Here is an 11,927-nt window from a genome sequence, read left to right on the forward strand (position 1 = left end):
TGATTAAATCCTGGCGCAACAAATGGCAAACGCTATCAGCCTATTTTAAATACCCTGACTACGTCAGAACGGCTATCTACACCACCAATGCCGTGGAAGCCGTGCATCGCCAGTTCCGTAAACTGACCAAAACCAAGGGCGGATTCGCCAATGAAAACAGTTTGCTTAAGCTGCTTTATGCCGGTATCTTGCAGGCATCTGAGCGTTGGACACACCCGGTGCAAAACTGGAATCTGACGCTGTCACAGCTGTCGATACACTTCGAGGGGCGCTTAGACGCTCATATCGACCTGTGACCAAGCTGACACAGAATATTGAACACCCTCCAGCTTTAGTGTGATTAGTGTTCTAAATCAGATTGCTGTAGTTGCGTTGCTGATTAAAAAAGCTCTTAGGTATAAAGACATGCAGAACGGTAATATTGAGAAGACAGCATCAACCAAGCTCTATAATACAACAGAGGATTCTGATTCTATTCCTAGACATATCAACCTATTACTTACCCAATCCAGTAATGACTATCTGGAAAACATGACCTATTACTCAGCAGCTACCAATAAGCTAAATAGCACAGATTGGTATATGCAAGTGATTAACAATACTAATAGTGAGCTTATGGTTAAATCAGAGACCAAAAATTGGTTTAGCCATAAGCCAGATTCTCAAGCAGTGCGTCAGTTCAAGTTATCCAGACTACACAGCTTTCTAACGTTATTTTTCAGTAATCCATCAGCATTTGGTTCAACGCCATTTGTAGATATGCTGTATCTAACCATAGATGTTAATGAGGATGAGTTAAAAGCATTAAAGGCCAGTCATCTAAAGCAGTTGCCCGAATGTTTAAACCTTATAAAACAAGGGAAGGCTGAAGTCCTTGCTAACTACAAAGATGTATATCAACGTTTTGCGATGCTAAGTTTTGGTCGCGACGACAAGATATTGCTACTTTGGGGTTTGCATCCTGAAGTAGCAGCAAAAAGAAGTGAGCAAAACCTTCTTAAAATCACACTGAATCCTGCACGTCATACGGAATCTGAGTTGCAAGCATTCTTTCGCTGGTTAAAAAAAGCGATTGGTAAAAACGCAAAGAGTAAACTTCTCAATTCCAATGTTACTCGGCTTGATATTGCACTTGATATCGTCGGTTTGCATTTGCCAGAGTTGTTAGTCGATCAGACAGCATGCACAGAGTATGACTACTTTCTGAATGAGAGTGCTGATGAAGAAGTGGTGGGAACACAGCGAATCGGGAGCCCTGAAACTAGTCATCTGAGAGCCTACAATAAACTGCAAAAATTAATTGACCAGGGGCCTTGGGATATTCCGTTGCTGTCGTTCAGTAAGGTGCCATTTCAGCCGATACAAATTAGTCGTTTAGAACGAGTGCGTAAGCCCCATGATTCAGGTGGATTGAAATTAAAAAATCTTGTTTATGGCTCGCAATACTTTCTGAAAGGAACAAAAGTTTATTGTCCGCGCCTGTTGCTTAAGCTAACCGAAGAACAAAAGAAGCTCGTCAGAAAATATGGTTTTATGTACTGGTATATGAATCACAATGGCGCAAGTGTGATTAGTGTACAAGAGCTGATTGCCCATGAAATTCCCATCAATCATAGTTTGCTAGAACTAGCGCAGGAAAAGGCTCTAATGCACCTGAAAAAGCTGATTCTTGGATAGCTGGGCGGCTAATCTTTGTTAATTAGTGAAGGAGTGGCGATTGCACTGTAAGTACTCGGTTTATCTATCTGCTGTGCTATCAGGTCATAGGGTATATATGGCTGCAGCAGTGGCTCAAACTCGCTTGGGTCAGTAATGCTTTCATCCAGCCAGCGGTTCACCAAAGCCATGTCTAATGGCAGTAATAGTGGTGATGCCTTGCTATGAATATGCATCAGCTTAGGATGTGGCGGCAGGGTAATAACTGAGCAAGATAATGCTGTTTCACCGGTATCTTTGTTAATCCACTCCCGGCAAAGGCCGCCAAGTAAAATAGCGCCATCTTTAGCAACAAGGTCATGGTAGTGGTGTGGCTTGTTGTTCAAGTATTCTGTTTCACCAAAGCCCTTAGCTGGAATAACACACCGGCTATGGCGGTAGGCATGGTAGCCTGCAGAGCCTTTAACATTTAGCTTGTCATACCGGGTGTTGAACGAGGTGTACTTAGATGGTTTAAAGCCGGTAGCAGATGGTTCAAGTAATAGCCACCAAATAGCGTTGTCCATTCGACGGACGCCATCTTTCTGCCTGACAATACTGACCTGATTAGTAGCCCTGATAAATCTGCTAAATATTTGGCGCTCAGGGAACAGCTGTATCTGTAGCCCTTCACACAGTTCTCTTACGCCGGGATCGTCAATTACGTTAAGTCTGCCGCACATGCCTTAAACTCAATTTACCACTTAAATGATAGTAGTATGAGCTATTAAGTGAGTTTGGAAACACTTCTTCTGCTGTGTGCCAAAAGCGGAAATTCGCTGAGATTCGATTAAAACGGCGCTTTTCACTGAAAGCGGACATTGATAAGTATCAACAAAATACTGCGCTCGAATATTCTGAGACATTCGGGCACAGCCAATATGTTAACAATCCGAGCGCCATCCATGCATATTCTGAGTTACTGGTAATTTGTTATAACCAGTACGGCAAACGATCAGACGTTAAATATATGATGCAACATTGCTTGGCAAGTTTACCCACGTTTAGTACGTTGCCTTTACACTGTACTTGCCGCCAAGTGGTTGATGTTGATGACTTTATAAACGGTATAAAACGGGCATTTGAGCTGCTTGGATATCGGGTATATGAGGTTAGCTTAAAAGATAAAAGCTCCGATGACGAACTGCTCAGCCAGCTATCACTTATTGATACAGCTCAGTTAAAACTCGCACTGTCGGTCAATGCCTTGGCCGTTGAGCTGATAAACAAATTGCCGCAGCTCGCGACGATCCCTTTTTACACTTACCTAGTTGACCATCCAATCCACTTGTTACCGCGATTTTATGGCACCAAAGCAAAGCTTCTCTGTGTAGACAAAGAGCATGTCACTTTCCTATCACAACTTGGTATTCAAGCTCAGTTCTGGCCGCATGCAGTGTGCGATACTGAACTATCAGCTGAATATGTCCCTTTTAGTCAGAAGAAAGGCATTCTTTTTCCAGCCTCATTTACAGATGAAAGCGCACATTTTGCTGAAATCAATAAAGTCGCCCCGAATATCGCAGCGAAGTTAACCGACGCTAATGTTCGCAGCATTTCAGATGTGTTAAGAATGCTCGGATTTATGCAGTCTGGAATATCGCCAAGCGTTCAGCTTAATGATCAGATTGTAACTTTCCTTCGGCGGTGCGATTTATATTTACGAGGGCGTGATAGAAATACGCTGATAAAAGAATGTCATCAGGCAGGGCTTGCACTAACCATTGTCGGTAGTAACTGGGATAAGACGCATCAGTACGACTCTCATTGCTACTTGCCGGCAGTACCATTTACTGAGTTAAAAAACCTGATTTCAAACAGTCGGTTTGTTCTTCATCATTCACCCGGTTTTGAGCAAGGCCAGCATGAGCGAGTTGTCTATCCATTAGCAAGAGGAACCTCTGTATTAAGCAGTGCTACACGTTACTTATTTGAGTCTTACGGAAGTGATAATGGCGTAGCGTTTTACAATAGTATGGCTGAGCTGAAACAAATTTCAGTATCAGTGTCGGAAGGGCATTACAGCAGTTGGATAAATAATGCCAATAGCATCATAGAGCGCAATGAAACGTGGCGTTCCAGAATTGCTATGTTGTAGTAACGCTTTACCTTGGAACCCGAACTCTGTCTATTAGGGTTCCTAAGCTTTTCAGTGCTTCGGTATAGCAAGAATGTGATTCGCCCACCTGATACCATTGATTACAGCGATACCCGGGTAACATCAAAACAATTCCCTTCTTGCTATTGTCAGCGAGAAGTTTTACAAGTGACAACAAATCCAGTCCAATACCATTCCTGCAGAATTTGCACTGCTTTCTGCCTAGTTACGGAATGATTATCCGCAGTCAATGTCTTTTTATGCGAAATATCTTCAGCGACAAGGTTGTAGTAATGCAAGAGGCTTATTGTTCACATACTTTCCTCAAAGCTCTTAGCTGGAACTACACATCTGCTATGGCAAAGTGCCTAGTAACCGTCAGAGCCAGTAATATTTAGACTGTATTATTGAATATTAAACGAAGTGTACGTGAATTACACCATGGGCAAAATCAAGCATTGATATCCAGGTGGCTTGTGAGTTTAAACCGGTTGGCAGGGTGATACAGAACTGCATAACAGATCGGTTGGCCGTGAGAATGTGTAATCCGGGTGACTTTCAGGCACGGTACTCCATCGTCCACTTGAAGGTTGTGCTTTAGTATTTTCGTAGGCATCACCGCTTCTACCGTTATTTCAGCTTCAGTGACTGGTGCTATTGAGTTTAGATACTCACTGGCAGTTATCTTGCTAAAATCCTGCTGCAAAAACAACGGCACCCGTTCAGCATTTACATAACGTTCTTCCAACTGAATAGGTTGCTCATTCTCTGAGTGCACGATGATAATTTTATAAACCGTTCTGCTATTAAGTGACAGCGTAAATGCGATGGCGTCGTTGGGGATTAGCGTCAGCTTGCTTAACACGGTCATCTTATGCACATGACCACGGGAGCGAATTTCGTCTGCGATATTGCGGATTTCCAATAACGAACTTTTCGCGGCAGGTTCCTTTACAAATGTACCTACACTGGCAACGCGCTCAAGTACGCCACTGTTGACCAGCTCTTCGACGGCTTTTCGCGCGGTCATCCTACTGGCCGAAAAGTGGTTGGCCAATTCGGTTTCCGACGGGATCTGGCTGCCAGCTTTCCATAAACTGGCACTTATCTTCTTTTTAATCTCATTAGAAATGAGGCGGTACTTTGGCAGCTTCATGCAATGTCCATATTACCTATTAACAATAAGTTTGAAGTGGATATACAGCTATACCATTACACCTCAATGCATGAACGGTAATTTTATACTGGGTTGCACTTCCGCCAACAGATTTTCCACGTTTGATCGGTGCTAAATGGGCGTTTCGCACAAGTTACATGTCAGCAACACTGTGCCAGTATATACCACGCGGCTACGCTGTCAATTTTTAATCAACTCAATCGGTATTCACCAAGGCAATCTTAGAAAATTAATTTCAAAACTGCTGTTGTATATACCGGTATGCTGTTGTATAACAATTGAGCAAGCAGCGACTTTATAATAAATTCCGGCTTCAGCTGGTACAAATGCTACTCAGGAGAACATTCAATGACAGCAATAAATATGACGCCTAGTCGTGTATATACCGCGATGTTGATGGCCGGTGCGGTGGCGGTTTCCACGCAAGCGAAGGCGCAAGACAGTGAGCCAGTTGAACGTATTCAAATTACCGGCTCAAAAATTAAACGTACCGATATTGAAACAGCTAGTCCAGTATCGGTTATATCCTCAGCTGATATCAGTGCATCAGGTATTACTAATGTAGAAAACCTGCTGCAGGAAATGTCTTTTTCAGCTGGTGTGGCTGGTAACGCTACCAACGCTTACTGGACCAGTGGTGGTTATGGTACCGCGCAGGTCAATTTACGTGGCCTGGGTATTAAGCGTACTCTGGTATTGTTAAATGGCCGTCGCGTCGTCGGCGGAGGTACTGGTGCCAATAGTTCGGTCGATTTGAATATGATCCCGACATCAATGATTGAGCGAATTGAAGTTTTAAAAGACGGCGCATCGGCTGTATATGGTGCCGATGCGGTGGCCGGTGTGGTGAATATAATCACCAAAAAAGAGTTCAGCGGCGCTGAGCTAAACGTGAAGGCTGGTATGTCGGATAAGGGCGATGCTGAAAATCAGGATTTGAGCCTGACACTGGGCGGCGAATTTGACAAGGGTAATGTGGTTGTAAATTTGAGTTACAACAACACGTCTGCGGTGCGTCAATCTGATCGTATTGCATGCTCAAAGTACGGTACAGAAGATGGCACTTTTGAGTGTTTTGGCAGCACCACCAGCGAAGGTGGTCGTGCGTTATTGGCTGACGGAACTCAGGTTCAGTTTAACTTGGATCCAGATACCGCCACGAACGGTAACAACTATGGCCCTTATAACAGTGCAATACACAGTTTTAACTCCATTCCTTATCTCAATGCTGTCAGCCCAATGGAGCGGATAAATATATCCAGCTTTGCTAACTACAACATTAATGACTCGGTGCAGCTGTTTGTAGAAGCAAGTTACGCTAACCGGCAGGGGGAGCAAATCGTTACACCGAGGAATGGTTTCGCTGGTATCAAAGTCGATGCCGATTTTCAATACAACCCTACCGGTCAGGATCTAGAGTTTTTACGTCGGCGTAATACCGAACTGGGCGCGCCTTATTTTTTCCAGGAAACTAATACTGTTCGGGTTGTAACGGGGCTAACCGGTGTATTAAGCAATGGCTGGGAGTGGGACATATCGTACAACTATGGCCGCAATACTGGTACTGATGGCTGGACCTTTGATATTGACCCAGACCGAGCTGCACAAACTTTAGATGATAGCATTTGCACCTATGACAACAGCAATGGTATTCCTTGTGGTGACTGGTTCGGGAAAAACGAGCTGACGCAAGACGTTATTGATTACGTAAAATACCGCCGTGAAGGAACCGGTGGCAATGAAATGCGTGTCTGGTCTGCAAATATGAATGGTTATTTATATGAGCTACCAGCAGGCGGTCTAGGTTTTGCTATCGGTGCTGAAAGTCGAACAGAAAAAGGATGGCGAGATCCCGATTCCACGGTACTGCGTAACGGATTAGAGGATCCCATCAGCGGAAGTTATGATGTCAATGAAATTTTTGGTGAGTTATCCGTCCCTCTGCTGGCCAATGAGTTTTTGGTTAAACAGTTATCAGTTGAACTAGCTGCACGATACTCCGATTACAACACAGCAGGCGCGGAAACGACTTACAAAATGGGTTTAACATGGAGTGTGAACGACAGCCTGATGCTGCGTGCTGTGCGTTCAACAGCGTTTCGTGCACCAGTGATTACTGAGCTCTTCGGCGGTACCAATGGCGAAAACCTACGCACGATAGACCCTTGTGAAAATGCTACCGGCGCGATAGCTACAAACTGCCAGGCGGCAGGTGTACCCGCAGATTTTGTACAGGACGGCACGACAATTCTGACCAGTGTTGGCGGCAACCCCAAACTGGAACCGGAAACGGCTGACACTACCACAGTAGGTATCGTGTGGCAGCCTGAATTCCTTGAAGGTTTTTCTGCGACGATAGATTACTTCGATATTAGAATCGACGAAGCTATTACATCTGTTAATGGTTCCGATATGCTGCGGTTATGCTATGAAGACCCTATCGGTAACGCGAAGTTCTGCGATACCTTTACCCGGCATCCGGTAACTCACCAGGTTAATGAGTTGAATCAGCGCCCGGTGAATGCTGCGGTAGAAACTGTCAGCGGTGTTGACCTTAACACGGTATACAAATTTAACCTTTTTGGTTTGAGCAGCCGAGCGACTTTAGACATCACCCGTTTGCTAAAACATGAAAGCACTCCATTCCAAGGCCAACCTACTATCGACAAAGTAGGTTTTATTACTGAGGACCAAGGAAGTTACACTGAATGGCGTAGTAATTTAAGCTACAGCGTGATGACAGATGACTGGTCAGCAAGCTATTCCTTGCGTTATATCGGCAGTGCAGATGATGTCAATGGTACTGATTCCGACCCACTTGGTAAATCTGTCGGTTCAGTTACCTATTCCGATATATCAGCTTCATGGTACTACAGTGATGCGTTAACATTTAGCCTGGGTGTCGACAACATTTTCGACAAAAAAGCACCGTATCTGACGTCATGGAACGATGCCAACACTGACGTTATGACATATGATCTTTTAGGACGCCGCGGCTTCATCCGCGCCACCTACCAGTTCTAAGTCATTGTTAACCGGTAGCACCTGAGTGGAATGGTATACAAGCATTCCACTCAGGTGCTTACTTTATTCAATAGTAAAAATCAATGAGTTGAACGGAACGAATGGTTTCATGTGCAGTTACTAAGCTGCTGTGTGAACCAGCCGCACTAGAGGGCTGATAATGAATAAATCAATGCGGCTGCTGAAAATCAGCAGAAAATACCATAAATGGCTGATGGCGTTTATTGGCCTGCAGTTTATGGTTTGGTCGGTAACCGGGGCCTATATGGTGTTTTTGGATATTGATTATATCCATGGCGATACTTTGGTTAATAATGAACAGGATAAAATCGATCCACAGCAGGTCACCTACTCACTGCAAAGTTTGTTACAACACTATCCGCAGGCAAAAGCCATTTCCTTGGGGCGTTATCTGGATAAGGTTGTATATCGTTTTACACTGGAAGAACAAAAGTTAGCCATTGATGCCAGTAGCGGCGCTGTAATGCCGCCGTTAGACCAGGCTCAGGCAGAAAAAGCTGCCCGCTTCTATTATAGCGGTGCAGGCACAGTCGAAAGTGCTGAGTTGATAAGTGAAAACGCCCCGTTTGAGCTCAATCCTGCGGTCATGCCAGCTTGGAGGGTAAATTTCACGGACTTCGGCGCCCCGGCAATTTATGTGTCTGCTGAGACGGGATTATTGGTTGGTAAACGGCATAGTTTCTGGCGCCTGTTTGACTGGATGTTCCGCTTTCATGTGATGGATTATGACGATGGTGCAGATATTGATAACAGCCTGTTGTTCTGGTTCACCATGTTAGGCATTTTAGCCTCGGTACTGGGACTAGTGCTGGCCTATTTCCGCGTGTTTCGCAAAGCAGATGAAGCATTACTTGCTCCTGATAGCAATGACAGTCACGTAGCAGGAGTAGCACGATGAATTTGGTCAGAAAAATCCATAAATGGGCCTCCGTTATCGTCGGTGTTCAGTTTCTTATCTGGCTGGGTAGTGGCATGTACTTCAACTTTATGGATCATACCAAAGCGGCAGGACACACTTACAAAGTGCATCAGCATCCGTCGCTGGCCTGGAATACGCTGGCGTTGCAGGAGCCAGCCGACGTGCTACGGCAATATGCACCCAGCACCACGCTGTCGTTAATTGAGTTAGCGCAAAAACCCTATTATTTGCTTAACCATCAGCGCGGTTTGTACGCTAACTTTGTCAACAAACACAGTTTGGTCGATGCGCGGACAGGTTTGCCAGTGACGCTTGATGTTGATTTTGCTAAACAGTTGGCCAGCGCATCCTATAACGGACCGGGAGAAATTGTGTCTGCAACATTGCTGCAGCCACCGATTGCCGATTTACTCAAACAAAAGAATCCTGTGTGGCAGGTAAACTTTGCCGATGAAATTAACACCAGCGTTTATGTTGAGGCCGATTCAGGCCGTATTGCCGGTCACAGTGATGATGATAAACGCCTGGCCGACTTTTTCCTGAAACTGCATTTTATGGATTATGCCAATGAAGGCAGTTTTAACAGCGCGCTAATGATAGTGTTTGCCTTTATTGCCCTATGGCTTAGCGGTACAGGTCTAGTCTGGACCATAGATCTGGCTCTACGCGGCCAGTATAAAATTAAGCTGTTTGCTCGCAAAACCACCGTTAAGTTATTTGACCGTAACCAAAAAAGTCTGGGACAGGTGGCTTTTTCCAATCATAAAAATTTATTAGATGGTTTGGTTGAGCACAATATTATCTTGCCTTCAACTTGTGGCGGTGGCGGTACCTGTGGTCGATGCCGCATTATGATAAATCAAAATGTTAAATCTACCGCTGCGGATCTGCAGCATTTTAGTGCCTTCGAACTAGAACAGGGTTACCGGTTGGCTTGTCAGCACTTCAGTGATGATGTTGAACATATGACATTAATGGACATAACTGATGCGAAGAAGTACCAGTTGGAATTAGTTAGCAGTAAATTTTTAAGCCCTTTTATTAAAGAGTTGCGCTTTACTACTCAATCGAAGATTCCTATGCGATATAAAGCTGGTGCATTTATGCGCTTCTTTATCCCTGAGGCAAGTGGCTGTTCGGTGCCCTTGGATGTGCCTGAGTTGCTACAACAGGACTGGCAGCATATTGACCGATTAAACTATCAACACGGTGCCTGTAGCAGGAGCTATTCCTTGGCTGGCATAGATGATACGACAAACGAGTTAGTGTTTGTCATTAAACTACAAAGTGCTAAGAACCCGTCCGTACTACCCGGTATCGGTTCGAACTATCTGGGTAACTTACGCATTGGCGACCGGGTTGAGGCCTTGGGGCCTTTTGAAGAGTTTTACGCTAGCCCCGGTAGCGATAAGACAATGGTACTGGTTGGCGCAGGTTCAGGCATGGCGCCACTTAAAGCGCTGATCGAAGAACAGTTAGCACTGCATCGGAATAATAAAGGTGATAAGCCACCACGCCCGCTGCATTTCTTTTACGGCGCTCGCAACGAAAATGATGTGATTTACGTTGATTACTTTTATGAGTTGGCGAAGCAGTATCCGCATTTTCATTACTACCCGGTGTTGTCACGACCGGACAAAGGCTGGCTTGGTGCGACTGGCTATGCTCAGCACGTGCTGGCGTTAAACTGGCAGAATGTGGTTGAGCAAGGTGAACCTGAGTTTTATTTGTGTGGGCCTAAAGGCTTAATGGATGACACTATTCGGTTGCTGCGCGACAAAGGTGTGCCAGAAAGTAATATTGCCTTTGATGAATTTAGCTAGCTAAAACGGAACTGCGTGGGACGATTCCGCGCAGTTTTTACTTTGAAGCTGTGATCAGGCTGTTTTAAGTCTGATCACAAAACGCGTGCTCTCTAAATCTGATTCGACATTAATTTGTCCTTCGTGTGCTTCCACAATGGCTTTGGTAATAGCCAACCCTAAACCGGCACCTTCACTATGCCGTTGCCTTGATTGATCTGCACGATAAAAGCGCTCAAATAAATACGGTAAATGTTCCGGAGGAATAGGCGGTCCAGGATTTTCGACGCTGATAGTGATCGAGTCTGGTGATGCCAGTGCTGTTGTTACTGTAATGCTTTGGCTCTGAGCAGTGTATCTCAATGCGTTTGACAGCAGATTGGTTAAAGCATGTCGCAGTAAGGTGCGATCAGCCTGCACCAAAATTACCGGACCGGAAAAATGCAAACTAACACCAGACTCTTCAGCAAGGGCTTCAAAAAAGTCAAAAATCGCCTGAATTTCGTCCGCCAGATTTAACGTTTGCTTTTGCAGTGTGAGTAAACCGTTCTGGCTTTTCGCTAACCACAACATATCGCTTATCATTTTATTCAGCCGCTCCAGCTCCTCCAGATTGGAGAACAGCAGATTCTGGTACTCGTCTGCGCTGCGCGCGCGTGATAAGCTGACCTGCGTTTGCGTGATCATATTGGTCAGCGGCGTGCGCAGTTCGTGGGCGATGTCGGCACTAAAGTGCGACAGCTTGGTAAATCCCTGCTCCAGCCGATCTAACATCAGATTAAAAGACTGCACCATGTGGCGCAGTTCGGTCGGGACCTCGCCTGGTGACAAACGAATATCCAGTTTACTGGTTTGAATATCACGCATTTGCTCGCTAAGGCCTCTGAGTGGATTCAACCCCTGATGCACCGCCAGCCAGGCCGCCAGCAAGGTGAGCAGCGCAGAGCCGAGTAAAATCAGCCCCAGGCTGCGCTGTAACTGCGCTAAGAAATGGGTATGAAAACTGATATCAATAGCAGCAATGACCTTATAGTGCTGATCTGCCGTGGTCAGGCGGCTGAACACGCCGCGATAGGCTTTGCCGTCCAACTGCCAGTGGTGGATGGTTTTGGCATTGTAGTCGGCGCTGGCCGGGGTGTTGGCAGCCAGCAGGCTTAAGTCAACGTCGGCATTGCGGTACAGTAAGCGGTT

General features: G+C 45.3%; 9 protein-coding genes. 6 read left to right on the forward strand and 3 right to left on the reverse strand.

Annotated features, from left to right (window positions below):
- Both BLW68_RS20405 and BLW68_RS20410 read left to right on the forward strand, forming a co-directional pair.
- Window positions 1-296: transposase (locus tag BLW68_RS20405; protein WP_143039918.1), on the forward strand; the 296-nt coding region annotated here is incomplete at its 5' end.
- Between the two features lie 109 nt (window positions 297-405).
- Entirely contained in the window at window positions 406-1,677 is a 1,272-nt protein-coding gene (locus tag BLW68_RS20410; RefSeq protein WP_143040005.1) for a hypothetical protein, read from the forward strand.
- A gap of 8 nt (window positions 1,678-1,685) precedes the next feature.
- Here BLW68_RS20410 and BLW68_RS20415 read toward each other — a convergent pair whose 3' ends face one another.
- Window positions 1,686-2,378, reverse strand: coding sequence for an SOS response-associated peptidase family protein (locus BLW68_RS20415; protein ID WP_092797094.1), 693 nt, complete (start codon window positions 2,376-2,378; stop codon window positions 1,686-1,688).
- A 356-nt stretch (window positions 2,379-2,734) separates the two neighbouring features.
- Between BLW68_RS20415 and BLW68_RS20420 the strand changes: the two genes are divergently transcribed.
- Window positions 2,735-3,793, forward strand: a complete 1,059-nt coding sequence (locus BLW68_RS20420) for a glycosyltransferase family protein (protein ID WP_143040006.1) — start codon at window positions 2,735-2,737, stop codon at window positions 3,791-3,793.
- A 451-nt stretch (window positions 3,794-4,244) separates the two neighbouring features.
- On the opposite strand, the gene BLW68_RS20430 is transcribed toward BLW68_RS20420, so the two are convergent.
- A complete protein-coding gene (locus tag BLW68_RS20430; protein ID WP_019677678.1) occupies window positions 4,245-4,949 on the reverse strand; it encodes a histidine utilization transcriptional repressor HutC in 705 nt (234 codons plus the stop codon).
- Window positions 4,950-5,318: 369 nt separating this feature from the next.
- Here BLW68_RS20430 and BLW68_RS20435 point away from each other — a divergent pair, with 369 nt between their 5' ends.
- The 3 genes from BLW68_RS20435 (at window position 5,319) to BLW68_RS20445 (ending at window position 10,757) form a co-directional block, all read left to right on the forward strand.
- Window positions 5,319-7,994, forward strand: coding sequence for a TonB-dependent receptor (locus tag BLW68_RS20435; protein WP_008224192.1), 2,676 nt, complete (start codon window positions 5,319-5,321; stop codon window positions 7,992-7,994).
- 160 nt (window positions 7,995-8,154) lie between these two features.
- Entirely contained in the window at window positions 8,155-8,913 is a 759-nt protein-coding gene (locus BLW68_RS20440) for a PepSY domain-containing protein (RefSeq protein ID WP_008224194.1), read from the forward strand.
- Window positions 8,910-10,757, forward strand: a complete 1,848-nt coding sequence (locus BLW68_RS20445) for a 2Fe-2S iron-sulfur cluster-binding protein (protein ID WP_008224197.1) — start codon at window positions 8,910-8,912, stop codon at window positions 10,755-10,757. Before BLW68_RS20440 ends, BLW68_RS20445 begins: the two co-directional genes overlap by 4 nt.
- Window positions 10,758-10,811: 54 nt before the next feature.
- Here the strand turns inward: BLW68_RS20445 and BLW68_RS20450 are convergent.
- Window positions 10,812-11,927: heavy metal sensor histidine kinase (locus tag BLW68_RS20450; protein WP_092797097.1), on the reverse strand; the 1,116-nt coding region annotated here is incomplete at its 5' end.

Origin of the sequence: Rheinheimera pacifica, assembly GCF_900108485.1 — a bacterium.
Taxonomy (GTDB): domain Bacteria; phylum Pseudomonadota; class Gammaproteobacteria; order Enterobacterales; family Alteromonadaceae; genus Alishewanella; species Alishewanella pacifica.

Coding starts and splice junctions, on each gene's coding strand:
- BLW68_RS20440 (WP_008224194.1), top strand. CDS start 8,155: ATGAATAAATCAATGCGGCTGCTGAAAATCAGCAGAAAATACCATAAA.
- BLW68_RS20435 (WP_008224192.1), top strand. CDS start 5,319: ATGACAGCAATAAATATGACGCCTAGTCGTGTATATACCGCGATGTTG.
- BLW68_RS20410 (WP_143040005.1), top strand. CDS start 406: ATGCAGAACGGTAATATTGAGAAGACAGCATCAACCAAGCTCTATAAT.
- BLW68_RS20415 (WP_092797094.1), bottom strand. CDS start 2,378: ATGTGCGGCAGACTTAACGTAATTGACGATCCCGGCGTAAGAGAACTG.
- BLW68_RS20445 (WP_008224197.1), top strand. CDS start 8,910: ATGAATTTGGTCAGAAAAATCCATAAATGGGCCTCCGTTATCGTCGGT.
- BLW68_RS20430 (WP_019677678.1), bottom strand. CDS start 4,949: ATGAAGCTGCCAAAGTACCGCCTCATTTCTAATGAGATTAAAAAGAAG.